Origin of the sequence: Pectobacterium carotovorum, from assembly GCF_033898505.1 — a bacterium.
In the GTDB taxonomy this organism is placed as follows: Bacteria; Pseudomonadota; Gammaproteobacteria; order Enterobacterales; family Enterobacteriaceae; genus Pectobacterium; species Pectobacterium carotovorum_J.
In genome coordinates this window covers 617,516-642,848 of the sequence record NZ_JAXAFK010000001.1, presented here as the reverse complement: position 1 = coordinate 642,848, position 25,333 = coordinate 617,516, and the positions used below count along the sequence as shown (strand labels likewise).

Below are 25,333 nucleotides of genomic sequence, written 5' to 3'. Positions count from 1 at the left end.
GGTAGCCAACTATGTCAATGCAATCACAAGATATTATTAAACGCTCGGCCACCAACGGCTTTACACCGCCTCCGCATGTGCGTAATGACAAAAGCGAAGTGGCAAAACTGATCGATGTCACCACCTGCATCGGCTGTAAAGGCTGTCAGGTGGCCTGTTCAGAGTGGAATGACATTCGTGACGAAGTCGGCCATAACCTCGGGGTTTATGACAACCCGGCGGATCTGAGCGCCAAATCCTGGACGCTGATGCGCTTTTCCGAAGTGGAAGAGAACGATCGTCTGGAATGGCTGATCCGTAAAGATGGCTGTATGCACTGTAGCGATCCGGGCTGTCTGAAAGCCTGCCCTTCTGCCGGTGCCGTTATTCAGTATGCCAACGGGATCGTTGATTTTCAGTCCGAGCATTGTATCGGCTGCGGCTATTGCATCGCTGGCTGCCCGTTCAATATTCCACGCCTGAATAAAGAAGATAACCGTGTCTATAAATGTACGCTGTGCGTCGACAGAGTCAGCGTGGGGCAAGAACCAGCCTGTGTGAAAACCTGTCCAACCGGTGCCATCCGTTTCGGTACGAAAGAAGAGATGAAGCATCTGGCAGAAGAGCGCATCGCCGATCTGAAAAGCCGTGGTTATGAGCACGCAGGCCTCTACGATCCGCAGGGCGTGGGCGGTACGCACGTGATGTATGTTCTGCACCACGCAGATAGACCATCGCTCTATCACAATCTGCCAGACAACCCGCAGATTTCCACGCCGGTCAATCTGTGGAAAGGCATTCTGAAACCACTGTCCGCGTTAGGGTTTGTCGCCACGTTCGCCGGGTTAATGTTCCACTACGTCGGTGTCGGTCCTAACACCGAGGAAATGGAGCATGAGCACGAGGGAGAAGACAAAGAAGGGGGAGACAAACATGAGTAAACCACAAATGATTTTGCGCACCAAGTTCATCGATCGCATCTGTCACTGGATTGTGGTGATTAGCTTTTTCCTGGTCGCGCTCTCGGGTATTGCTTTGTTTTTCCCAACCCTGCAATGGCTGACGCAGACGTTTGGTACGCCACAAATGGGACGTATTTTGCACCCGTTTTTTGGCGTGCTGATCGTCATCTGCCTGATCCCAATGTTCTTCCGGTTTGTTAGCCATAACATCCCGAAAAAGCGCGATTTGCCGTGGTTCCTCAATATTGTTGAGGTATTAAAAGGCAATGAGCATGAAGTCGCTGAAGTGGGTAAATACAACCCGGGTCAGAAGATGATGTTCTGGAGCATCATGGGGTTGACGCTGGTGCTGCTGATCACCGGGATTATCATGTGGCGCCCTTATTTTGCCCACCTGTTCCCGATTGATGTCGTGCGCTATGCCATCCTGCTTCATGCGGTTGCGGCTATCGTCCTTATCCACGCCATCCTGATCCATATGTACATGGCGTTCTGGGTCAAAGGGTCAATCAAAGGGATGATTGAAGGCAAAGTTTCCAAACGCTGGGCGCGTAAACACCACCCACGCTGGGCACGTGAAATGGAAGAGAAAGAAGCGAAGAAATAATTCATTCGCTTTTGATCTCACCGTATTCACAAAGTCCGTAGTGCGGTAGTAACGGATAGATCGTAAAGACGCTGCGAGTACGTCCATGTAAGCTCGGATTGCGCCATCCCTGGCGCAAACGCTTTACTCTTCTATTCCGCTACTCCCGTTTTCGTTCGACAAATCGGTTTTTCAACAGTCTCAAATGCCCGCCTCGCGGGCATTTTTCTTTTATCCGCAGTCAGCACAAATCGTTATAACTTACATCCAAACGTCATAACTCTCCCCGCTTTCCCGACTATCGCTCAATGGCTATGATGCAGTATTATTTTTAAATAGACATCCAGACATAAAGACAGCTATAAAGTAGTGACGCAGAAAACATAACAATACTGCCATCAACACAACACACTATCGTCAACACAAGATCCCTTTATAAAACGCCATGGAGCTGATAATGAAGAAATTTACGCCTGCCCTGCTTGCACTGAGCTTACTGACCGCATTACCGGCACTGGCCAATCAGAACGCCACCATTGCTCCCGTTCCAGCGGCTATCGCCAATCATGACGGCCCGGTTCGCATCGCGGTTATCCGTAATCTGGGATCGGACGACAACACCACGCAGTTTGTTTCCGGCGTACTCGAAGAAGGCAAAAAGCTGGGCTTCAAGGTCAGCACCTTCCTGAGCAACGGCGACGATGCCCGCTTTCAGGATTTCGTGAATCAGGCCATCAGCCAGAAATATGACGGCATCATCCTGTCGCAGGGCCGCGATCCCTACTCTACCGATTTGATTAAGCGTATCGTCGACAGCGGCATTGCCGTCTCGGTATTTGATACCGCCGTAAACGGCGAAATTCCAGGCGTGACCGTCACCCAACAGGATGACGCTTCACTGACTAACGAATCACTCGGCCAACTGGTGAAAGATTTCAACGGTAGCGCCAATATCATCAAGCTGTGGGTTGCAGGCTTCCCGCCGATGGAACGCCGCCAGCTCGCCTATCAGCAGATCCTGAAAGCTAACCCCGGCATCAAGGAACTGGAATCGATTGGCGCCGTGTCCTCCGACGTACAGGGAGATACCGCCAACAAAGTCGGCGCGGTGCTGGCGAAATACCCGAAAGGCAAAATCGATGCAATCTGGGGATCGTGGGATGCCTTCAGCCAGGGCGCTTATAAGGCATTGAAAGAAAACGGTCGGACTGAAATTAAACTGTACAGCATCGACATCTCCAATCAGGATTTACAGCTGATGCGCGAAGCGAGCAGCCCGTGGAAAGTCAGCGTGGCCGTCGATCCAAAACTGATCGGTAAAGTTAACCTGCGTTTGGTTGCCAACAAGATAGCTGGTGAACCAACGCCAGCAACCTACGAGTTCCGCGCCGCTGCGATTCCGCAGGCGCTGTTAGCCAGCCAGGCGGGTGCGGTCAACGTCGCCGGATTGGCGAAAATCATCCCAGGCTGGGGCCACACGGATGATTTTATCGCACCGTGGTTTGCTACACTGGAAGCCAAACAGGCGAAATAATACGGAGATAACGTTATGGCATCGACTCCTCTGCCCACCCCCGATTACAGCCGCAATATGCGGCTGATTGGACACAGCGATCAGGGCGGCAGACCCGACGGCGTGCAGGTGATGGTTCATCGCGGCTACGCTTACATCGGGCATATGGTTTCACAAGGCGTGTCGATTGTGGATGTGCGCGATGCCAAAAATCCCAAGCCGGCGGGGTTTATTGCTGCCCCGCCCGGTACCTGGAATATCCACCTGCAAACGCACGATGACCTGCTGCTTGTCGTTAACGCACGCGATTTGTTTGCCGAAGCCAGCTTCGCCGAAGAAAAGGTCTATTACACCCGTTCCGTCGCCGACACGGTCAGTACCAAACAGCAGGGCAAAAGCTGGAGCGCCGGATTACGAATTTTCGATATTTCAACGCCGGATAAACCGCGCGAAATCAGCTTCCTGCCGCTGGACGGCATCGGTATTCACCGTATCTGGTACGTGGGCGGGCGCTGGGCCTATGTCTCCGCCCTGCTCGATGGCTACAGCGACTACATCTTTCTGACTATCGATCTGGCCGATCCACAGCGTCCGGAAGTTGCGGGCCGCTACTGGCTACCCGGCATGCACACCGCCGGTGGAGAACGCGCAAGCTGGCCGGAAGGTAAGCGTTACGCGTTGCATCATGCCATCATCAGCGGTGATACCGCCTATGGGAGCTGGCGCGATGGCGGGCTGACCCTGCTGGACGTGAGCGATCGCACTAATCCACAGCTCATCAGCCACCGCAACTGGAGCCCGCCGTTTGGCGGCGGTACACACACGGCGCTGCCGTTGCCGGACCGCGATCTGCTGATCGTGTTGGATGAAGCCGTTTTGGATAATCAGGAAGATGGCGAGAAGTTGATTTGGGTGTTCGATATTCGTGATCCGAGTAATCCGGTGAGCATCGCCACCTTCCCGCAGCCAAAAGAGGCGGATTATGTGAAGAAAGGCGCACACTTTGGCCCACATAACCTGCATGAAAACCGGCCGGGCAGCTTCATCAGTTCGTCACTGATTTTCGCCACGTATCAAAATGCGGGAGTGCGGGCTTACGACATCAGTAATCCGTACCAGCCGAAAGAAACCGGTGCGCTGGTGCCTGCTGCGCCAGCCACAATGGTCGATAAACGTCCCGGCAGGCCGCAGATTATCCAGTCTTGCGATGTGTTTGTTGATGCCGACGGCATCATCTACAGCACAGACTACAACGCAGGTTTGTCGATTATCGAATACCGGGGTTAATCGAAAAAAAAGCCCTGCGGATTCAATGCAGGGCTTAATCTCAATGTTGTGTCTGGCTTAGTCCAGCGCCAGCACCGACACCCACATTGGTCCCTGACCGACAGCGTAACGCGCCAGAGGTTGCAGATCGCCCGTGTTCTGGTCGATGTGATATACCTCGATGTGCTGAGATTTTTGGCCTGCTGAAATCAGGAACTCACCGGTATGATCGATATTGAAACCGCGTGGCTGCGTTTCGGTCGGCTGATGACCGGTCAGCGTTAACGTACTGCCGTCTTCAGACACCTGGAAAACGCTCAGCAGGCTGGCAGTACGATCGCTGATATACAGGAAACGGCCATTCGGCGTAATGTGAATATCTGCCGCCCAGCGCGTGTCGCTGAAACCTGCTGGCATGGCATCCAGCGTTTGCACTTTCTGCAATTCGCCGCTAGCTGCATCCAACTGGTACACATCCACCGAGCTGTCCAGTTCATTGACACAATAGGCAAAACGCTGATTGGGGTGGAAAGCCATATGGCGTGGACCCGCGCCAGATACCGTCGTCATTTCAGCCTGACGATGCACGCTCAGTTTGCCATCAGCGCTGAGGTCGTACAGACGAATACGGTCTTCTTTCAGGCAAGGTGCCCACACGACAGTATTCGTTGGATCAATATTGGTAGAGTGGCACCCTTCCAGTCCGTCCAGTTGCTGAATCGGCTCGCCGACGATGCCATCTGCACCAATCGGGCTAACGCTAACACAAGCGCCGCTGTAAGACGCGCTGAACAGGAAACGTCCGTCGTTATCGGTAGACAGGTGCGTCGGGCTACCCGGTAAAGACGCCACACCCGCTTGAGTTAATTTACCCTGTTCATCAATACGATAGCTCAGAACCCTGAAATCAGGACGTACCCCGACATACAGATGACGCTTATTCGGTGCGATCACCATCGGCTGAACTTGCCCTGGAACATCAACGGTTTGCAATAATGTCAGATTACCCTGAGCACCGAGTTGCCAAACGTGGATCTGCTGGCTTTCCGGGCTGGCGACATAAACAACTTGCTGCATCGTATTCTCCTTATTTCACGCGAATGTGGCGGCTCAGGAAGGCTCAAAAGCGGTTCATTGAACGGATAACGAACTTGCTCAACCTGACGCACGGTATACCATAAATGACCAATCACTCTATTCTACAGAGACAGCGCAAGGCTACTATTGATTTAAGCAATGGCTGATTTAAGTAATGATTGATTTAGCTAACGGACACTGATGATGCGGTAGTCATGAATAGGCGGTGAAAGCGATAGATCAGATTACGCAAACGGCACGCGAAAGAATTTCTGCTCACCTGAACGCCAGAAATGAAAAGGCCGCATGAAGCGGCCCATTAGGTCTCATTGGATAGGAGATACGGTGTTGCAATACACATTACTGTGCCTGACCGAAGGCTCCACGATCGGCGCGTAATGCGTGGCCTCGCGTGCAGGCATTTGTACGCGGATACTCAGGAATGTATCAGTTGGGATATCAATCGGATCGCCCTCAACATAGCCGTCACGTGCGTTGCGTGCGAACGGCATCGCATTCGGGTGCGTGCGGTGATACGTGCGGATAACGATAGATCCGTCCTGCTCAACGTCATAATCAATCCACAGGCGTTCAAGCCCGTTGCGACAACGCGGACCAACAATTCCCCCTTCAAGTCCTCCCCAAGCCAGATCGGCATTAAGGCCGAGACAGCCCGAAATCCGGTACACACCTCGATCTATTCGCGCAGTTACTACTCCTTCACTCTCTGTATTGAGCTCAGACATTCCAGCACCGAACAACTTCACCACTGGCGAAGCGACCTTAATAAACCCATTGGCGTCCGCGGTTGTGTTACCCGTGTGGTACAGTCCAACGGCTTGCTGCCAGACGCCGTTAACCTGTTTGACTACGTTTATCTGGTAATACGCTGATGTCATATTGTCGTCGACAATAGCAAAACCAAAATTCTGGCTGTCGGCTGTCGGCTCTTGATTACCATTACCGCCACGATGGCGCGCTGATATATGTGTCCGCCACACGTTCCCAGCGTCATCTCTGGTAGATCCCATGCTTTGTTCGGACGCATAGTAATTCAGCACTGCGCTGATGTTGGCAAGAGCAGGTTCAGCCGCGGTATTCCTCACAAACCCTTTCGCATCTGTCAGCACGAAATCATCACACGACATGTAGATGTTCCGATCGGAGTGCATCGTCATCGCAACCCCCGCTTTGTTGTTGCGCAACGTAAGATGATTCGTGTTTATATCCTGATAGCCGAGAGTCCAGCGCGTTAAACCATCGAAATCATTGCCTTGTAAATAGCTGGGCTGACCAGGAGCTTCGGGCATCAAAATCAATGATGCCCAATTAGCCATATAGACTTTTAATGCATGGATGACCTGATTTGTGTTTGCTGTAACGGGAGACAAGTTTCGGGCGTCCCAGCCGACATTCCATGACGTTTCCCACACACCATTAGCGACACCAATCGTTGCCGTCTTTGCACCGTGAGTAGTAAAACCGATAGCCAGCAAACAACCGTAAAAATCAGCATGCTCGATAGGGTTCCATAGCAATACACAGTCAGCGAAATCTGGTGGGCGGTTGATTCCGGTCTGGTTAACCCAGTAAACGTCCGCAGGTCTGTCGCGAGTGAAGTAGTCGAACAGATTAACATTGTTCCCGATGTTCTTCGCCTGGCTCCCCCAGCCGAGATCCCCCCGCAGCATTGCATTGCTCAGGCCAATACTTGCGCGAAATACAGCAGGGTCAACAATATCTGCACCATTCGCTGCTACTTTCATAGATGCGTCAGCCCCCTGTTTCGCCACGTCAGCTGATTGCTGTGCTGCGGCTATCGATTGATCGATTTCAATTAATTCCTGACTCACTGAATCCAGAGTACGTTTTAAATATTTTGTTCGGTTCGCTAACGCACTCGCCTGAAAATTTGCGGGGCCACCGCTTCCCGCTAAAACAGACGTATCGGTTTGGAGTTCGGGAATATGGGAAGTGTACTCATCTAATTCATTAATCGGTGGTAAATCATTTGGTGTAACGTGACCTGGCATAATTAGCCCCTGGATTTATAAGAGCCATTAAATTTAATAGCCCATTGAATTTAGTTAGCGGCCAATAATAACGACTCGACGTTTTCCCATATGCGAAACTGGTTTAAAACTGGCGCGTGCGGCAACGCTCGCAGAAAGGTCGAGATTGAGCAGGTGCAAGAATTGATATGTCATTTATGCAGAATTAAAGCGAAGGCGATATTTGACGATGAAGGGAGCAACAGAGATAGACAGTTATTCAATGGCCACAAAACAAAAAGACAAGGGGGATTGCATACGTCAGAAAGACAAAATTGGCCCAATGTTAGATTAGTCAGCGCCAGAACCTTCTGAATAGTGATGCAATTTTCGTAGTAAGGTATACCAACACAATGCCAGCAACCAAAAACGAAAACGGGCTAGCCTAAGCTAACCCGTTGAATTTTTTGGCGGAGGAGTAGAGATTCGAACTCTAGAACACTTTCGCGTCGCCGGTTTTCAAGACCGGTGCCTTCAACCACTCGGCCACTCCTCCGCAATGACGCGCACTATAAACAGTCCATCGCACATTGTAAAGCCGCGTTTTGGTCAACTGCTTAAAAAATAGATGATAAACCGTTGAAAGCATAGAAAATCGACAACGGCATTGCCAAATTGTCCGTTTAGCTTGATTTCTCGCCGGCGCACGGCACCTTTCGTCATCAAATGGACCTCAGGCACTTTTATCTCGTTGTTGTCTGTCTATTTTTCGCCGCGTCCTTTATCGTAAGACTTATTTGATACTCACATTTTTATTTGCGAGACAACTATGACCTACCGAGTAATTGCACTTGATCTTGATGGTACGCTGCTGAATCAACAGAAAAAAATCCTGCCCGAATCGATTAGCGCACTCGCGCTGGCCCGCCAGCAAGGTATCAAAGTGATGATCGTCACCGGGCGCCACCACTCTGCCATTCACCCTTTTTATCAGGGATTGCAGTTGGATACGCCCGCTATCTGCTGTAACGGCACCTATGTCTATGATTACCAGAAAGGCCAGGCATCGCACACCAATCCGCTCTCTGTTGAACAGGCAAAAAATGTCATCACGCTGCTAGAAGAATTTGATATTCACGGACTGATGTATGCCGATGACGACATGTATTATCAGTACCCTACCGGACACGTAGTGCGCACGCAGGCATGGGCCGCTAACCTACCGGAACAGCAGCGCCCTCGCTTTGTACAGGTGGAAAATCTGGTGCGTCAAACGGAAGCATCGCACGCTATCTGGAAATTCGCGACCACGCACGCCGATGTCCCCACGCTGAATCATTTTGCCGCAGAGGTAGAAAAGCAGCTCGGACTGGCCTGCGAGTGGTCGTGGCAAGATCAGGTTGATATTGCTCAAACCGGCAACAGCAAAGGCAAACTGCTTCAGCAATGGCTTGGCGAGCAGGGCATCAGCATGAAAGATGTCGTAGCATTCGGCGATAACTTTAACGATATCAGCATGCTGGAAGGCGTAGGATTAGGAGTCGCCATGGGCAACAGCGCTGACGAAATCAAAGCGCGTGCCGATCTGGTGATTGGCAGCAATGAGGAACCCAGCATCGCCGATGTCATCCGCACTCGCATTCTGGCATAACCAACAATGATGCAATCAGGCAAGCGGGCCGTATTAGGCGATTGCCTGATTGCGTTCAACGAGCAGACTCACTTACAGCGCGTTGCCCAGCACCTGCCGCAGGTAAGCTCCCGCCCCCATTAATCCCGGCTGTTCATGGGTAATCAGGTACACGGGGATATCCTGCATATAGTTTTTAAACCGCCCTTTGTCTTCAAACGCTGCCCGAAAGCCGGAAGCTTTAAAAAACTCCAGAAAGCGCGGTACGATACCGCCCGCAATATACACCCCGCCAAATGTGCCTAAATTTAACGCCAGATTGCCGCCGAAGCGTCCCATGATGACGCAGAATAGTGACAGCGCGCGGCGACAATCCACATCCGTGTTGTTGACGGCCCGTTCGGTAATATCTTTCGGCTCCAGCGCCTCCGGCGTGCGGTCATCGGACAACACCACGGCACGGTAAATATTCACCAGCCCCTGCCCGGAGAGTAAGCGCTCTGCGGAAACGTGCCCCAGCGACTGGCGTAATACCGCCAAAATGTTGTCTTCTTCGTCGCTATTAGACGCGAAATCCACGTGCCCGCCTTCACCCGGCAAACTAATCCATTGATTAGCAACATGAACCAGATGAGCAACCCCCAGCCCCGTGCCTGCACCATACACAGCAACGGGCTTACCCGGCACAGGTTCCCCGCCACCGAACTGGAGCAGACTCTCACTCCCCATCACCGGCACCGCCATGGAAACGGCGGTAAAGTCGTTGATGACCTCAAAGTGGCGTAAGCCCAGGCTCGCTTTCATTTCAGCGATAGAAAATGCCCAGGTGTGGTTCGTCATCGCCACCCAGTCACCGGTAATCGGGCAGGCAATTGCGATACAGGCATCCTGCACCGTGACCTGTCGCGAATCGAGATAATCACGGACCGCCCCTTCCAGAGAAGGGAAATCCAGCCCGGAATAAGTCTCGATTTGCGACAGCTCCCCCGTCATGGCGTCACACAGCGCCAAACGCGTGTTGGTGCCGCCGACATCGCCCACTAAAACAAAGTGCGTCATTCTTCTTTTCCCCTCAAGCAAAGCAGATACCCGATCATTGCGCGAAAACAGCCAGCTACGCTATGGCTATATAACTTTCTAGTGATAAGGATCTCATTTATGGCTAAAAGCTGCGGTTAAGTTAAAAGTAATCGATTACATTTAAAAAACACAGATTGTAATCGATTACTTTTAAGAGGGATACCACATGGTTTCTTCATCTGAAAACACAGCTACCAAATCGTTACAACCGGCCTTCGTAGTTCCCAGACTGTCACTCATGATGTTTTTAGAGTTCTTCATCTGGGGTTCATGGTCGGTTACGTTAGGCCTGGTTATGACACAGCATAATCTGGCTGCCATGATTGGCGACGCCTTCTCTGCCGCGCCGATCGCCTCGATCCTGTCCCCGTTTGTGCTGGGCATGGTGGTCGATCGCTTCTTCCCCTCGCAGAAAGTCATGGCGCTGCTGCATCTGGCAGGCGCCGTCATTCTGTTCTTTGTACCCAACGCGCTGATCAGCGAAAACGGCACACAGCTGCTGATCCTCCTGTTCGCCTACACGCTGTGCTTTATGCCTACGCTGGCATTAACCAACAACATTGCGTTCCATAACCTGAGCAACAGTGAGAAGAGCTTTCCTGTCGTACGGGTCTTCGGCACGATCGGCTGGATCGTCGCCGGTGTCTGTATCGGGATGGCGGGCATCTCCGCAAGCGTCACTATTTTCTACGTCGCTGCTGCGTGTTCCGCCGTTCTGGCAGCCTACAGCCTGACGCTGCCGCATACCCCTGCCCCCGCAAAAGGCTTGCCGCTGGCGCTGCGCGATCTGTTCTGTGCCGATGCGTTTGCGCTGCTGAAGAAAAGCCATTTTCTGGTATTTGCCATCTGCGCCATGCTGATCTCTATTCCGCTGGGCACCTACTACGCTTACACCGCATCCTTCCTGAGCGATGTCGGCATCAGCAACGTCAGCACCGCGATGTCGTTCGGCCAGATGTCCGAAATCTTCTTCATGCTGATCATTCCGCTGCTGTTTAGAAGACTGGGCGTGAAATACATGCTGTTCATCGGCATGCTGGCGTGGTTCGTACGCTATGCGTTCTTCGCACTCGGCGTGAGCGAAGAAACCCGCTGGCTGCTCTATCTCGGTATCCTGCTGCACGGCGTGTGCTATGACTTCTTCTTCGTCATTGGCTTCATCTACACCGACCGCATCGCCGGAGAAAAAATCAAAGGTCAGGCACAAAGTCTGGTGGTTCTGTTCACCTACGGTATCGGCATGCTGCTGGGGTCGCAGGTTTCCGGTGCTATTTATAACCGCCTCTTCGACAATGGTGCGCTGAATGAACCCGCAATCTGGACTTCCTTCTGGTGGATCCCTGCCATTGCCGCTGCCGCCATCGCCATCATTTTCCTCTTCTCGTTCAAATATAAAGAGGAGCGGGCCTAACCGCCTGATACGGATTATTTAAGGGAAAAATGGGATGAGGCCGCCTGGAGCACCTCATCCCAACGTATTTTCCGCTACTGCTATCGCAACCGTGCAACGGTACTCACGACCTCAACCCCGTTGCCAAAGGAGGTAATCATGAAAACGTTAAAAGGACCGGGTATTTTTCTCGCCCAGTATATTGGCGATCAGGCTCCCTTTAACACGCTGGAAAATCTGGCGCAATGGGCAGCCGGATTAGGCTTTAAAGCGCTACAAATTCCCTGTAACCATCCACATATTTTCGATCTGGCCACAGCCGCCGACAGCCAAACTTACTGTGATGATGTGAAAGGCCTGCTGGCACAGCACGGGCTGACCATCAGCGAACTTTCGACCCATCTGGAAGGACAGCTCGTTGCCGTCCACCCCGCGTACGACGATGCCTTTGATGATTTTGCCCCGTCAGCCTACCGTCGCAATCCACAAGCTCGCCAACAGTGGGCTATTGCAGCAATCAAGCAGGCAGCAAAAGCCTCTTCACGCTTAGGCCTCAACGCCCATGCTACGTTTTCCGGTGCGCTGGCCTGGCCCTATTTTTACCCCTGGCCGCCGCGTAAAGAAGCCCTGATTCAGGAGGCTTTTAAAGAACTCGGTCGCCTGTGGACGCCGATCCTCGACTGTTTTGACGAGCACGGTGTGGACGTGTGCTACGAGCTTCACCCCGGAGAAGATTTACACGACGGCGTGACCTTTGAACGCTTCCTTGATGTCGTCAACCACCATCCGCGCGCCAACATTCTTTACGATCCCAGCCATATGCATTTGCAGCAGATGGACTACCTCGGTTTTATCGATCGTTACCATGCGCGAATCAAAGCGTTCCATGTGAAAGATGCGGAATTTAACGCGTCGAGCAAAAGCGGCGTGTATGGCGGCTATCAGTCATGGGCAGAGCGTGCCGGACGTTTCCGTTCGCCGGGGGATGGTCAGATCGATTTTGGCGCGATTTTCAGCAAACTCGCTCAATACGATTACGACGGCTGGGCCGTGCTTGAGTGGGAATGCTGCCTGAAAGACAGTCATTGCGGCGCGAAAGAAGGGGCGGCTTTTATCAATCGCCATATTATTCCCGTCGCTCAGCGCGCTTTTGACGATTTCGCCGCCACCAGCGACGATCGTCCGTTGGTAAGAAAAATGTTGGGATTAAAAGAGGAGAACGCAGAATGATCCGCGTTGGCATTATTGGTTCCGGTTTTATTGGCCCGGCACATATAGAAGCGATTCGTCGTCTCGGTTTTGTTGACGTGGTGGCGCTGGCAGAAAACTCGCTGGATATAGCTCAGCAGAAAGCGCGCCAGCTCAATATTCCTCATGCCTACGGCAGCGTCGCTGAGTTGTTAAATCATCCAGACATCGACGCGATCCACAACTGCACGCCAAACCATCTCCATGCCGCGATCAATAAACAGATTATTCAGGCCAGCAAGCATGTCTTTTCGGAAAAGCCGCTGTGTATGACCAGTGAAGAAGCGCGTGAACTGGTGGCGCTGGCGGAAGAAAAAGGCGTTGTTCACGGCGTCAGCTTTGTCTATCGCCAGTTTGGCATGGTGCAACAGGCTGCCAGCATGATTAAGCGTCAGGAGATCGGTCGCGTCTTTGCCGTACACGGCGGTTATCTGCAAGACTGGATGCTGCGCGATACCGACTATAACTGGCGCGTTGAACCGGAGTACGGCGGCATTTCCCGCGCGGTGGCCGACATCGGCTCGCACTGGTGCGATACAGTGCAGTTTATTTCTGGCCGGAAAATTGTCGAGGTTTTCGCGGATTTCGCTATCGTCCATCCGATCCGAAAATCCAACCGGAACGGCACTGCCACATTTTCATCGTCTGATGCATCACCCGAGTACGACGACAAGCCGGTCAAAACCGAGGATTACGCGACGGTTTTACTGCGTTTTGATGATGGCAGCCGCGGTTCCTTTACCGTTTCTCAGGTCAGCGCAGGTCGGAAAAACCGCCTGACGTTTGAAGTAAACGGCAGTGAACGATCGCTGGCCTGGGATCAGGAAACACCGCAGCAACTGTGGATCGGCCATCGCGATAAGCCGAATCAGCTATTATCGGACGATCCTGGGTTACTGAACCCAGAAGCCGCCGCCACCGTCCACTTCCCCGGTGGGCATATCGAAGGCTGGCCGGATGCCTTTAAGAATATGATGGCGAATTTTTACGCCTATCTGCGCGACGGCAAACGCCCGGGCGTCGATCCGTTCAACTTTGCCACCTTCTACGACGGCGCAAACATCATGTTCATCATTGACGCCATCGTACAAAGCCATCAACAGCAAACGTGGGTGAAGGTCGCTAATTAAGGCATCAGGCCGTTCATTCTCTTATGTTATTCATCCCGCAGGTGCGACGCCTGCGGGATGCAGCCAGAGATATTTATGGTAATCTGCTCAGCCAAGCATAAGTAGCGTGAGTGCCTTCTGAATTATGTCGATTCAAAAAATAGCACGGATAGCAGGTGTTTCGGTTGCCACCGTTTCACGGGTGTTGAATAACATTGATACCGTGAAGCCGCAAAACCGGGAACGTGTTCTCAATGCGATAAAAAGCAGCAATTATCAGCCGAACTTACTGGCCCGCCAGCTGCGTACCGCACGCAGCCATATGCTATTAGTCATGGTTTCCAACATTGCTAACCCCTTCTGCGCCGATGTGGTGAAAGGTATCGAGGCGGAAGCGGAAGAAAACGGCTATCGCATTCTTCTGTGCAATTCCGGTGCCGATATCGTTCGCGCCCACTCCAGCCTGCAACTGCTGTCCGGTAAAATGGTCGATGGCGTGATCACCATGGACGCTATTTCAACGCTTTCTGCGCTTCAGGACATGATTGGCACTGCACCTTGGGTGCAGTGCGCCGAGCATGACGACACGTCCGCCATTTCATCCGTTGGGATTGATAACGCTGAAGCATCACGCTTTGTGATTAATCACTTTATTGGCAAAGGCCGTCGCCGTATCGCCATGATTAATCACGATATGAATTATCTCTACGCCCAGCAGCGAGAGAAAGGTTATCGCGACGCTCTCGCGGAAAATGCGTTTGATTATGACAAAGTCGAATACGCCAACGCGTTGAGCTACCAGGGTGGAAAGGCGGCAATGGCGGCGCTGCTTAACGCGCCGGATCGGCCGGATGCCGTCTTTGTGGTGTCCGATACCTTGGCAGCAGGCGCACTGTCTGCAATCTGCGAGGCGGGGCTGAGCGCGCCGCAAGACATTGCGGTGATCGGTTTTGACGGTTCGGAGCTGGGTTATATCACCTCTCCCCAGCTCAGTACAATTCAGCAACCGTCCGCACATATCGGCAGAGAAGCCGTGAAGCTGCTATTACAACAGATCGACCAGCCTGACAGCGAAACAGAAAAACGCTTACTGGAATGGACGTTTGTCGAACGGGCATCCAGCTAACCCACGCAACATTCACCTTTCGCTATCTCATTTCTGACCACCTGCGGTCCGCTGACCGCAGGTTGATAGCTATTCCTTACTTACTTTTCACCTTACTCAGCTTTTCATACAGAGACTGGTAAGCAGCGGAAATAATGGCCTGTGGATCTTTCGGCAAGTCATGCTCAGCAACAAACCATTGCGTGCCCGCTTTGGACGCTGCCGGGATAATCTCTTCCCACGCCAGAATGCCCTCGCCCGGTGGGGCAAAATTCATTTCATCATCGCGGATGCCGATGGAGGTATTGTCTTTCGCATGAATCGAGACCGAGCGATGTGGACACAGCCTCATCGCTCAGCCTGTACTTATGCCGTAATCGACACGCTCTTAACCTGCGCATAGAGCGTTTGCCCGGGATGAAGTCCGAGATCGTCCCGTGCCCACGGCGTAATGCGGGACCATAGCGTCTGCTCACCGACCGCAAGTTTTACTTCAACCTGCCCGTCGACATCAAGGTATTCCACTACGCTGGCACACAGCACATTACGGATACTGCTTTTTTCCGGCGGCTGTAAAACCAGAGAAACATCCGCGGCATTCACCCGAATACGCAATGCAGAATCCTGCGGCAGTTCGACTTTACCGACCCATACCTTCTGGTCGCCTAATGCCAGCGCCGTCATCGCATAATGTTCATGTTGAGCCAACACGCGCGCACTCAGAATACTGCTCTGCTCTTCTTTCGGTAACCAGGGGCGTAGTGCGCTGCTGGCCCACACCTCTTCCAGAATCCCTTGCGCTTTCACTTTGCCCTTATCGAGCACCACAACATGATCGGCTAGTCGGACAATCTCTTCCAGACTGTGGCTGACATACAGAATCGGAATATTGACCTCTTTCGCCAGACGCTCCAGATACGGCAACAGCTCACGCTTTCTGGGCAAATCCAGCGACGCCAGCGGTTCATCCATGAGCAGCAGTACCGGCGCAGTCAGCAATGCCCGGCCAATCGCGACACGCTGTTTTTCTCCACCGGACAACGTCCGTGGATAGCGATTCAGCAGCGGTTCAATACCCAGTAAACCGACAATGTCATCGAACTGCGATTCCATTGTCTCAGCCATACCATAGCGCAAATTGCCACGTACGCGATAATGTGGAAACAGGCGGGCGTCCTGAAATACATAGCCGATTCGACGCTTTTCCGGTGGAAGAAAAATACGCTGCTGCGTATCCACCAAGAGATGGTTATTGAGCACAATCCGCCCGCTATCTGGGCGAGTCAGGCCAACAACGGCATTGATCAGCGACGTTTTCCCCGCACCGGACACACCGAAAATAGCGGTAATCCCGTTCGCGGGCAGTTCAGACTGAACGCGGAGTTCGAGGCTGCCCAGCTGTTGATGAAAATCGAGTTGCAGCATTATCCCCCCAACCGCTTGCGGCTCCAGTTTGTTAACCATTCCGATGCCAACAGCGCAGCCAGCGACAAGACAATGGCAATGATACACAGCCTTGCTGCATCAGCCTCCGCGCCGGGCGTTTCAATCAGGGTATACATTGCCAGTGGTATGGTTCGGGTTTCACCGGGAATATTAGAAACAAACGTAATTGTCGCGCCAAATTCACCAAGCGAACGGGCGAACGCCAATACGGTTCCAACAACGATTCCAGGAAAAGAGAGAGGTAATGTGATGGTGAAAAACACACGCCAGGGTGTGGCACCCAGTGTTCGTGCGGCCTGTTCCAGATGTTTATCGACAGCATCCAGTGACAGCCGAATCGCTCGAACCATCAGCGGGAACGCGACAATCGCCGACGCTAATGCGGCACCGCGCCAGCTAAAACTAAAGCTGAAGCCGAACCAGTCATAGAGCCAGGAACCGATTACGCCGCGTCTTCCCATCGCCACCAGCAGCAGATAACCAATGACCACTGGCGGCAACACCAGTGGTAAGTGGATAATGCTATCTAACAGCGATTTGCCGGGGAACCGACAGCGCACCAAAATCCACGCCATCAGTATCCCAAACGGCAAGCTGCACGCCACAGCCACAACGGAAACTTTGAGGCTCAGCTCAACCGCCTGCCATTCGTAATCACTCAGCATCATTAACGCGGCGCGAAGCCATAGCGTTTAAATACTGCTGCCGCTTCCGGCGTTTTCAGGTAGTCATAAAAACCGGTAACCGCTGGGTTTTTATGTTCTTTTACTATCGCCATCGGATATTCGACAGGCTTATGGCTCGTTGCCGGGAACGTACCGACAACTTTAACTTTATCGCTGGCAACCGCGTCAGAACCGTAAACAATACCCAGAGGTGCTTCTTCACGTTCCACCAGCGCCATCGCTGCACGCACGTTGTTCGCCCGAGCCATCAGCGGGGAGAGTTCATCCCAGGCTTTCAGATTCTGTAACGCTTCTTTCGCGTAGATTCCGGCAGGCACATGGTCCGGGTCGCCAACGGCCAGACGTCCGCCTTTCAGCAAGCTTTTCCAGTCGGTTTTATCATCAATTTTGAGATCTTTCTGCGCACTTGCCTTCGGCGCAATTACCACCAGTTCATTGCCCAGCAGCGTGTGACGCGTGGCGGTATCCATCAGGTTTTTATCCTGCGCGTAGTCCATCCACTGTTGGTCAGCAGAAATGAACAGATCGGCAGGTGCACCTTGCTCAATCTGGCGCGCCAGCGTTGAAGATGATGCGTAAGACGCCACGACGGCAACGTTTTTCTCTTTCTGATATTGCGTGGCAATTTCCTGCAACGCATTCGTCAGTGATGCCGCGGCGAACACCGTGACTTTATCTTCTGCCACCGCAGGCAGCGCCATTCCTGCACTGAGGGTCAGTGCGGCAAACCATTTTAACCATTGCTGCTTCATTCTTGTCTCCTGACAATTATCGTTGTGTAAATAATGATATAACGAATGATAAAGCAGTGTCATGCGCTTTAAAGAGGTATATGTTGAGGGGTAGAAAAGAAATGTCCGGCAAAAAGCCGGACATCAAAATAGAAAAGGATCGTGAATCAGTGCTGATTCTTTGCGCGCTGACCGTCGGAATGGCCGATACGGGACAACACGTTAAACACTTCGCCCAGGCAATAAATCGCGCCCATAATAATCACCATCATCACAGGAACCATGGCAACTGCAAACAGCAGGCTCTTCAACAACTCCAACATGCTTACCTCACTTATTGCAACGGTTACCGCTACTTTAGCCAGCCGAGTGTGCTATTTCACTGTAAACCGAGATCGTCGTAATTGCCACGTAGTCTACCGCAGTAATAGAAAATAGTGCGTCTATTTGTGCGATTTGCCCCTGATGAAGAAAATAGCGACAATACAGAGAATTAAACTCACCGACGGTGCCCTCACTATGCAGGCTGAAATTCTTCTCACCCTGAAACTCCAACAGCGTTTATTCGCCGACCCGCGGCGTATTGAGCTGCTCAAGCAAATTCGTCATACCGGCTCAATCAGTCAGGGAGCCAAACTGGCGGGGATTAGCTATAAAAGTGCATGGGATGCCATCAATGAGATGAACCAGCTGGCCGAGCAGACCATCGTTGAACGTATGACCGGCGGCAAAGGCGGCGGCGGTGCTCAGCTTACCCGCTACGGCGAACGCCTTCTCCAACTGTACGATTTGCTCGCGCAGATTCAGCAAAAAGCCTTTGATGTCTTGCAGGAAGACGGGCTACCGCTGGATAGCCTGCTGGCAGCCATCGCGCGTTTCTCGCTGCAAACCAGCGCGCGTAACCAGTTTTTTGGAACCGTGCTCGCACGCAGTGAAGAACAGGTACAACAACATCTGGATATTTTACTCGCCGATGGTAAAACAGCGATCAGCGCACTGATTACGCAGCAAAGCGCCGAACGTCTGCAATTACAGAAAGGAAAAGAGGTGCTGGCGCTGATCAAAGCACCGTGGATCGATGTGTATGCTGCCACATCCGCTGCGCCCGCTGCTGATAACGTCTTGCCAGGGCGAATTCAGACCATTCAGCACGGTGTGGAAAACAGCGAAGTCCTGATTACGCTGACAGGGGGAGAAACACTGTGCGCTATGGTGCCGAACGCCCTGCTTGAGCAGCAAAAGCTGCAACAGGGAACGGACGTGAAGGCCTGTTTCAATGCTGACCGGGTCATCATCGCCACGCTTTGCTAACATTTACCTTGCTTAACATTGCTTATCGCCGACTGACGAAGGATAGAAAATGTCATTGTTGAAAATCACGCAGGGACTGTTTCGTCTCAGCGATACCCGCATGCTGCGTCTGGACGAACTGACGCTCGACGAAAACCAGTGTTGGGCCTTTGTCGGGGCCAACGGGAGTGGTAAATCGGCGCTGGCGCGGGCGCTATCCGGCGAGCTGCCGCTATTGCGTGGTGAACGAACAACGGGATTCCAACGCCCCGTTCGTCTGTCGTTTGAACAATTACAAAAACTGGTTTCCGACGAGTGGCAACGCAATAACACCGATCTGCTGAGTGAAGGTGAAGATGACACTGGCCGCACAACGGCGGAAGTGATTCAGGATAGCTTCAACGATCCCGAGCGTTGCCAACAGTTGGCACGTCAATTTGGTATTGCGCATTTGCTGGAGCGCCGTTTCAAATACCTCTCTACGGGGGAAACCCGTAAGGCGATGCTGTGTCAGGCGCTGATGCCCCAGCCCGACTTGCTGATTCTCGATGAGCCTTTTGATGGGCTGGACGTTGCTTCTCGTCAGCAGCTTGCCGACGAGCTACGAGAATTGGCGGGCACGGGTTATACGCTGGTGCTTATTCTGAATCGCTTTGACGACATTCCTGACTTTATCAACCATGTTGGCGTACTGGCAGACTGTACGTTGACCCGCCTCGGCGAGCGTGAAACGATCCTCTCTGAAGCGCTGGTGGCTCAGCTCGCTTTTAGCGAAAAACTGTCGGGGAGCTCGCTGCCAGAGCCTGAAGATCCGCAGCGATACATGACACTTCCCGCTGACGAGGCGCGCATTCAGTTGCGTAACGGTGTGGTGCAATACAACGATCGCCCCATTCTGCATGACCTGACATGGGAAGTGCTGCCCGGACAGCATTGGCAGATTGTCGGCCCCAATGGTGCAGGAAAATCGACGCTACTGAGTCTGATTACTGGCGATCATCCGCAAGGCTACAGCAACGATCTCACGCTGTTTGGTCGCAAACGCGGCAGCGGGGAAACCATTTGGGATATCAAGCGCCACATCGGCTACGTCAGCAGCAGTTTCCATCTGGATTACCGCGTCAGCACCAGCGTACGCAACGTCATCCTGTCGGGTTTCTTTGACTCTATCGGTATTTATCAGGCCGTTTCCGACCGTCAGCGCCACCTGACCGAGCAGTGGCTCACCCTGCTTGGGCTTAATGACGCGATCGCCGATACGCCATTTCAGTCGCTCTCCTGGGGTCAGCAGCGTCTGACGCTGATTGCACGCGCGTTAGTCAAGCACCCCGCCCTGCTCATTCTTGACGAACCCCTGCAGGGGCTGGATCCGCTCAATCGCCAACTGGTGCGCCGCTGGCTGGATATCCTGATTGGCGAGGGCGAAACGCAGCTCCTCTTTGTCTCTCACCATGCTGAAGATGCGCCAGAGTGCATCACGCACCGGCTCACTTTTGTCCCGCACCACGACATCTATCGCTACCAAATTGATGGACTATGTAAATAACGCCTAAAAACAGGGATGATAACGCTACCACAAAATAAAATGTAGGGAAGCAAGCCAGGCTCATCTACACTGTAGCCTACGCTTTACTACGCTTATTTGTGGAAAAACCATCGATAACAGAGGCAGATTCTCGCTGTAGATCACCTTTTTCAGCGCCTAGCCATGTTATTTTGCAGCATTGCGATAATAGGGGTCATTATGAACGTTCTCGTCACGGGTGGTAGCGGTTACATAGGAAGTCATACATGCGTACAGTTGCTGGCTGCCGGGCACACTCCCGTCATTCTCGATAACTTGTGCAATAGCAAGGCTAGCGTCGTTAAAACCATTACACGTTTGACCGACAAAACGCCCATTTTTTATCAGGGAGATATCCGCGACAGCGCGCTGCTGGACGACATTTTCGCTAAGCATTCAATTGATTCCGTCATCCACTTTGCTGGCTTGAAAGCCGTGGGGGAATCGGTGCGTGAACCGCTAAGTTACTATGACAATAACGTCTACGGTACGCTTGTGCTGGTTGAGGCCATGAAGAAAGCAGGCGTGAAAAACCTGATTTTTAGTTCCTCTGCCACCGTCTATGGCGATCAACCACGCACGCCCTATCAGGAAAGTTTCCCAACGGGCCACCCAGCCAGCCCCTATGGCCGTAGCAAGCTGATGGTCGAGCAAATCCTGCAAGACCTACAGCATGCAGAACCGGAATGGAGTATTACGCTGTTGCGTTATTTTAATCCGGTTGGCGCACATCCATCAGGTGAGATGGGTGAAGATCCACAAGGTGTGCCCAATAACCTGATGCCTTATATTGCTCAGGTTGCCGTCGGGCGTCGCGACTCACTGGCGATCTTCGGTAATGACTATCCTACCGTTGACGGCACTGGCGTACGAGATTACATCCATGTCGTCGATTTGGCTGACGGTCATATCGCCGCCATGAACACCCTGCAAAATCGTGCTGGCGTGCACATTTACAATCTGGGAGCAGGTGTAGGCTACAGTGTATTGCAGGTCGTTGAAGCCTTTAGTCAGGCTTGCGGTAAACCACTGTCTTACCATTTTGCCCCGCGTCGTCAGGGCGATCTGCCTGCTTATTGGGCAGATGCCGAACGTGCAGCAAACGACCTTAACTGGAAAGTCACTCGCTCATTGCAAGAAATGGCGCAGGACACCTGGCGCTGGCAATCCAACCACCCTAACGGGTACGAAGAAGCGTAACGGCGTTTTTTCACGTCGAGTGACAGAGTAGAGGGAGCGCAGCAGAGCTGGTTTCTGCTGCCTTCCCCTATACTGCATGTATCGGCCAGTCCCTTCTATCTTGTCGAGCCTCTACAGGAGCAAGTCATGTTGAATGAAAGTCTCAATTCGCTGGCGCCAGATGGCCAGCCGTTTCAATTAACAACCTTGCAGAATCAGGCAGGCATGCGCGTGTGCCTGATGGACTGGGGGGCAACCTGGCTTTCCTGTGAACTCCCACTGCCAGAGGGGGAAGTACGAGAGGTTTTATTGGGCTGCGCATCACCCGAGCAGTACCCACAGCAAAGCGCTTATCTCGGCGCGTCGATTGGCCGCTATGCCAACCGCATAGCCAAAGCAACATTCAGTCGAGAGACCGAAACCTTTCATCTGGTTCCGAATCAGAACGAGCATCAGTTGCACGGTGGCCCGGAAGGCTTTCATGCCCGCCGCTGGCGAATCGTCAGCCAGGATGCAACCCAGGTTACTTACCAACTGCACTCACCGGATGGCGATCAGGGGTATCCAGGGCACCTCAACGTGCAGGTGACCTACGCGCTGACCGAACATAATTCGCTGGAAATCTCGTATCAGGCGACCGTGGAGAAAGCCTGCCCCGTCTGCCTGACTAACCACGCCTATTTCAACCTTGACGGCGATCTGACTGACGTACGTAAACACCAATTGCAGCTGTTTGCTGACTATTATTTACCGGTCAATAGTTCGGGGATTCCCAACGCCGATCTGACCCCCGTAAACGCGACCGGAATGGATTTCCGCCAGCCAAAAACGCTCGAAGAGGATTTCCTGCGCGACAGCGATCAAATGGCCGTTGGCGGTTACGATCATGCTTACTTACTGCATCGTACCTGCGGTTCCAGCGAAAGTCCGGCTGCCAATTTGTGGTCATCAGATGGTCGCGTGCTGATGAGCGTCTTCACCAGCGCCCCCGCCTTACAGCTCTACAGCGGCAACTTTCTGGCCGGAACGCCTTCGCGAGACGGTGGCCAGTATGAAAACTATGCCGGCGTCGCACTGGAAAGCGAATTCCTGCCGGACAGCCCGAATCACCCCGACTGGCCACAGCCCGACTGCTGGCTGAAACCGGGGAAAGTCTACCGCTCGGATACCACGTACCAGTTTCTCGTACAGTAACCGAACAGCAAAATATAATTAACTTGTTGATAACATTGGCAGATAAGGTTCTGCCAATTTACAGCGCTACTTTACAAAACTATGCCATTCCCCGCTTGCCCCCTTCCAGCTCAGACGCTTACACTGCCAAGACGTCCAAAAAGGAGATGCCATGTCCGCATCATCACGGTCTCCATTACTTATTCATCATCTGCGCCATAAAGGCAGATGGGGATGGCTATTGGCGCTGTGTTGGCTTTTCCTGAATGCACAACTGGCTATCGCAGGTCACCAATGCGATATGACGCTCAGCCAGACATCCCCCACTATCCAGCATCAGGCACATCTGCAACAGGCTGATGTTCAGTCTCTATCATCTCACGCTCAGCATACGGCTAAAGCGTCTTACGCTGTCGACCAGCAAACGCCGCTGTGCGAAAAACACTGCATACCGGATAGCGTTAAGCAGGATAACGGCTCGCTGGAATTATTAGCACTGCCAGTCAGCGGTGAACTGGTTTTAGCAGATAACCCTGTCACCCTTAATCAGGCGTGCGATGCCTGGCTCTCTCCTCCCGCAGTTGGCCCTCCGGCTGAGATCCGTTTCTGTCGATTCAGAGAATAACCCAAGCGATTGATAACCCCTGCGCCAGTAGGCGCAACACCTTGTTTATCAATTATTTTATTGGGATTATTTTATGCGTATCACCTATATGGCTCTGCTCAGCAGCCTGATTTTTGCTGTTTCTTCCGTTACTTTTCCCGCGTGGGCAAACGACCACCAGCATCATGCGATGATGCATACCACACCTCCTGCGGCCACTCCCGTTATTTATCAGAGCACCGGGATCGTTAAACAGTGGAACGCCGACAGTGTGACGCTCTCTCACGCCCCCATTGTCGACCTAAAATGGCCAGCTATGACGATGGCCTTCACGCTGCCATCAGAGGGAAAAATAGCGCCGTTACCCATCAACACGTCCGTTTCGTTCAGCTTTATCCAGAACGACAGCGGCTACATTCTGACCGCGATTACACCACAGCAGCCTTAACCGGAGCACATCATGAATTTATCCAAACACGACGCCGCGCGCGCGTGTCTGGCGATGTTGCTGTGGCTGCCTGCCGCCGCATTTGCGGCAGATCTGAGTCTTGAACAGGCCTTACAGGCGGCGGAACGTTACTCCGCCGATCTGTCTGCCAATCAACACCAGATTAACGCACTACAGAACATGGCCGACTCCGCCACACAACTCCCCGATCCAAAGTTGAAATTTGGCGTCGAGAATTTGCCATTAGGTGGTAACAACGGTAGCCGGCTCACGCGTGAAGGTATGACGATGCAGCGCATCGGCGTCATGCAAACCTACGTCAGCAGCCGTAAGCGCGATAGTAAGGCGCAGGCTATTCGGGTCGAAGCCGAAGCACTACAAAGTAACAGCGAAAGTATCCGTGCTCGCCTGCAACGGGAAACGGCACAGGCATGGCTGGATCTGGCGCTCTCACAGAGAGCGTTGGCCGAAGTCGCCGCGCTGGTCGATGAAAGCCAGCGGCAGATTGCCTCACAAAAAGCGAGCGTAGCGGCGGGCAGTGAAACCAGTAGCGTACTGGATGCCCGTCTGACGCTGGCGGCCATGCAGGATAGACTGGCCGACGCCGAGCGGGATACGCGTATCGCACACGCTCGACTAGTGCAGTTGACCGGCATGACAGATATCAATGTCCACGGCGAACTGCCCCGCTTTGAACGTCTGCCAGCTCCACCAGCTGTACTCAGCAGTGCCATTCACCAGCACCCGGAAATGCAGCAGGCACAGCGTGAAGCCGAACTGGCTCAGGCTCGCTCTGCGCAGTCAGCCGTCGCAGCCATCCCCAATGTCGATGTTGAAGTCTATTACGCGAAACGCGGAGACGATTACGACGACATGGCGGGCATGATGGTGACGGTCGATCTACCGCTGTTCAAATCCAAACGTCAGGATAAGGACTACGCCGCAGACGTCTCACGCAGCATGGAAGCGCGCGACAAAGTCTTGCTCACCGAACGAGAACATCAGGCGCAACTCGATACGCTAATAGCTCAATATCACGCCGCACAGTCACGCTGGCAGCGTCAGAACGGCGAGATTCTTCCGTTGCAACAGCAGCGTATCAAACTGATTCAGGCTCAGTATCAATCCGGCAGCAGTAATCTCTCTGCCGTGCTGGATGCCCGCCGGGCACTGCTCGAAAGCCGGATCGCCGTTCAGGATACCGCACGGGAGATGGCCCAATATTGGGCCGCTATCCGCTATCTGACGCCACAGGGAAGCCCTACGCGATGAGCAA

At 52.9% G+C, this 25,333-nt stretch carries 23 protein-coding genes, 1 tRNA gene and 1 pseudogene; 16 read left to right on the top strand and 9 right to left on the bottom strand.

Going from position 1 to position 25,333, the window contains the following annotated elements; genetic code table 11:
- The first annotated feature begins 11 nt into the window (after positions 1 to 11).
- The 4 genes from fdxH to R9X49_RS02775 all read left to right on the top strand — a co-directional run bounded on the left by fdxH (position 12) and on the right by R9X49_RS02775 (position 4,327).
- On the top strand, positions 12 to 920 hold the full coding sequence (fdxH, locus tag R9X49_RS02790) for a formate dehydrogenase subunit beta (protein WP_319847114.1): 909 nt from the start codon (positions 12 to 14) through the stop codon (positions 918 to 920).
- Positions 913 to 1,548 (top strand): formate dehydrogenase-N subunit gamma, encoded by a 636-nt coding sequence (gene fdnI / locus R9X49_RS02785; protein ID WP_271873818.1) that lies wholly within the window; start codon positions 913 to 915, stop codon positions 1,546 to 1,548. The genes fdxH and fdnI overlap by 8 nt, the downstream gene beginning before the upstream one ends.
- Before the next feature lie 436 nt (positions 1,549 to 1,984).
- Complete coding sequence (locus R9X49_RS02780; protein WP_319847113.1) at positions 1,985 to 3,061, top strand: sugar ABC transporter substrate-binding protein; 1,077 nt, start codon at positions 1,985 to 1,987, stop codon at positions 3,059 to 3,061.
- 15 nt (positions 3,062 to 3,076) lie between these two features.
- Positions 3,077 to 4,327 carry an LVIVD repeat-containing protein gene (locus R9X49_RS02775; protein WP_319847112.1) on the top strand — a complete coding sequence of 417 codons (1,251 nt, stop codon included), beginning with the start codon at positions 3,077 to 3,079 and terminating at the stop codon, positions 4,325 to 4,327.
- Positions 4,328 to 4,384: 57 nt separating this feature from the next.
- On the opposite strand, the gene pgl is transcribed toward R9X49_RS02775, so the two are convergent.
- From pgl to R9X49_RS02760, 3 genes are all read right to left on the bottom strand, one after another.
- Positions 4,385 to 5,383 carry a 6-phosphogluconolactonase gene (pgl, locus tag R9X49_RS02770; protein ID WP_319847111.1) on the bottom strand — a complete coding sequence of 333 codons (999 nt, stop codon included), beginning with the start codon at positions 5,381 to 5,383 and terminating at the stop codon, positions 4,385 to 4,387.
- Between the two features lie 326 nt (positions 5,384 to 5,709).
- Positions 5,710 to 7,416, bottom strand: coding sequence for a hypothetical protein (locus tag R9X49_RS02765; protein ID WP_319847110.1), 1,707 nt, complete (start codon positions 7,414 to 7,416; stop codon positions 5,710 to 5,712).
- A 426-nt stretch (positions 7,417 to 7,842) separates the two neighbouring features.
- Positions 7,843 to 7,930: transfer RNA gene (locus tag R9X49_RS02760), tRNA-Ser, on the bottom strand.
- A 273-nt stretch (positions 7,931 to 8,203) separates the two neighbouring features.
- Between R9X49_RS02760 and R9X49_RS02755 the strand changes: the two genes are divergently transcribed.
- Positions 8,204 to 9,025, top strand: a complete 822-nt coding sequence (locus R9X49_RS02755) for a pyridoxal phosphatase (protein ID WP_319847109.1) — start codon at positions 8,204 to 8,206, stop codon at positions 9,023 to 9,025.
- A 72-nt stretch (positions 9,026 to 9,097) separates the two neighbouring features.
- Here R9X49_RS02755 and glk read toward each other — a convergent pair whose 3' ends face one another.
- A complete protein-coding gene (gene glk, locus R9X49_RS02750; RefSeq protein WP_319847108.1) occupies positions 9,098 to 10,063 on the bottom strand; it encodes a glucokinase in 966 nt (321 codons plus the stop codon).
- Positions 10,064 to 10,250: 187 nt separating this feature from the next.
- Here glk and R9X49_RS02745 point away from each other — a divergent pair, with 187 nt between their 5' ends.
- The 4 genes from R9X49_RS02745 to R9X49_RS02730 all read left to right on the top strand — a co-directional run bounded on the left by R9X49_RS02745 (position 10,251) and on the right by R9X49_RS02730 (position 14,957).
- Positions 10,251 to 11,495 carry an MFS transporter gene (locus R9X49_RS02745; protein WP_319847107.1) on the top strand — a complete coding sequence of 415 codons (1,245 nt, stop codon included), beginning with the start codon at positions 10,251 to 10,253 and terminating at the stop codon, positions 11,493 to 11,495.
- Positions 11,496 to 11,633: 138 nt separating this feature from the next.
- Positions 11,634 to 12,704, top strand: a complete 1,071-nt coding sequence (locus R9X49_RS02740; RefSeq protein WP_319847106.1) for a sugar phosphate isomerase/epimerase — start codon at positions 11,634 to 11,636, stop codon at positions 12,702 to 12,704.
- A complete protein-coding gene (locus R9X49_RS02735) occupies positions 12,701 to 13,852 on the top strand; it encodes a Gfo/Idh/MocA family oxidoreductase (protein ID WP_319847105.1) in 1,152 nt (383 codons plus the stop codon). Before R9X49_RS02740 ends, R9X49_RS02735 begins: the two co-directional genes overlap by 4 nt.
- A 124-nt stretch (positions 13,853 to 13,976) precedes the next feature.
- The gene (locus R9X49_RS02730) at positions 13,977 to 14,957 is read left to right on the top strand and encodes a LacI family DNA-binding transcriptional regulator (RefSeq protein WP_319847104.1); all 981 of its coding nucleotides are present in this window, start codon (positions 13,977 to 13,979) and stop codon (positions 14,955 to 14,957) included.
- A gap of 76 nt (positions 14,958 to 15,033) precedes the next feature.
- On the opposite strand, the pseudogene R9X49_RS02725 reads toward R9X49_RS02730, so the two are convergent.
- From R9X49_RS02725 to R9X49_RS02705, 5 genes and pseudogenes are all read right to left on the bottom strand, one after another.
- Positions 15,034 to 15,270 (bottom strand): annotated as a pseudogene (locus R9X49_RS02725) (sugar phosphate isomerase/epimerase); the annotation flags it as partial.
- Positions 15,271 to 15,302: 32 nt separating this feature from the next.
- Positions 15,303 to 16,361 carry a molybdenum ABC transporter ATP-binding protein ModC gene (gene modC, locus R9X49_RS02720; protein ID WP_319847103.1) on the bottom strand — a complete coding sequence of 353 codons (1,059 nt, stop codon included), beginning with the start codon at positions 16,359 to 16,361 and terminating at the stop codon, positions 15,303 to 15,305.
- Positions 16,361 to 17,050, bottom strand: a complete 690-nt coding sequence (modB, locus tag R9X49_RS02715) for a molybdate ABC transporter permease subunit (RefSeq protein ID WP_015839546.1) — start codon at positions 17,048 to 17,050, stop codon at positions 16,361 to 16,363. The genes modC and modB overlap by 1 nt, the downstream gene beginning before the upstream one ends.
- On the bottom strand, positions 17,050 to 17,820 hold the full coding sequence (modA, locus tag R9X49_RS02710; protein ID WP_319847102.1) for a molybdate ABC transporter substrate-binding protein: 771 nt from the start codon (positions 17,818 to 17,820) through the stop codon (positions 17,050 to 17,052). Before modA ends, modB begins: the two co-directional genes overlap by 1 nt.
- A 146-nt stretch (positions 17,821 to 17,966) precedes the next feature.
- Positions 17,967 to 18,122 carry an AcrZ family multidrug efflux pump-associated protein gene (locus R9X49_RS02705; protein WP_039275566.1) on the bottom strand — a complete coding sequence of 52 codons (156 nt, stop codon included), beginning with the start codon at positions 18,120 to 18,122 and terminating at the stop codon, positions 17,967 to 17,969.
- Between the two features lie 196 nt (positions 18,123 to 18,318).
- On the opposite strand from R9X49_RS02705, the gene modE reads away from it, so the two are divergent.
- The 7 genes from modE to R9X49_RS02670 all read left to right on the top strand — a co-directional run bounded on the left by modE (position 18,319) and on the right by R9X49_RS02670 (position 25,329).
- On the top strand, positions 18,319 to 19,110 hold the full coding sequence (gene modE, locus R9X49_RS02700; RefSeq protein ID WP_319847101.1) for a molybdenum-dependent transcriptional regulator: 792 nt from the start codon (positions 18,319 to 18,321) through the stop codon (positions 19,108 to 19,110).
- A gap of 49 nt (positions 19,111 to 19,159) precedes the next feature.
- A complete protein-coding gene (modF, locus tag R9X49_RS02695; protein ID WP_319847100.1) occupies positions 19,160 to 20,635 on the top strand; it encodes a molybdate ABC transporter ATP-binding protein ModF in 1,476 nt (491 codons plus the stop codon).
- Between the two features lie 198 nt (positions 20,636 to 20,833).
- Positions 20,834 to 21,853 (top strand): UDP-glucose 4-epimerase GalE, encoded by a 1,020-nt coding sequence (gene galE / locus R9X49_RS02690; RefSeq protein ID WP_319847099.1) that lies wholly within the window; start codon positions 20,834 to 20,836, stop codon positions 21,851 to 21,853.
- Between the two features lie 126 nt (positions 21,854 to 21,979).
- A complete protein-coding gene (galM, locus tag R9X49_RS02685) occupies positions 21,980 to 23,026 on the top strand; it encodes a galactose-1-epimerase (protein ID WP_319847098.1) in 1,047 nt (348 codons plus the stop codon).
- A 151-nt stretch (positions 23,027 to 23,177) separates the two neighbouring features.
- Positions 23,178 to 23,630: a hypothetical protein gene (locus R9X49_RS02680; RefSeq protein ID WP_319847097.1), complete on the top strand. Its 453-nt coding sequence runs from the start codon at positions 23,178 to 23,180 to the stop codon at positions 23,628 to 23,630.
- Between the two features lie 73 nt (positions 23,631 to 23,703).
- Positions 23,704 to 24,057, top strand: coding sequence for a copper-binding protein (locus R9X49_RS02675; RefSeq protein WP_271873838.1), 354 nt, complete (start codon positions 23,704 to 23,706; stop codon positions 24,055 to 24,057).
- 12 nt (positions 24,058 to 24,069) lie between these two features.
- The gene (locus tag R9X49_RS02670) at positions 24,070 to 25,329 is read left to right on the top strand and encodes a TolC family protein (RefSeq protein WP_319847096.1); all 1,260 of its coding nucleotides are present in this window, start codon (positions 24,070 to 24,072) and stop codon (positions 25,327 to 25,329) included.
- Positions 25,330 to 25,333: the final 4 nt, after the last annotated feature.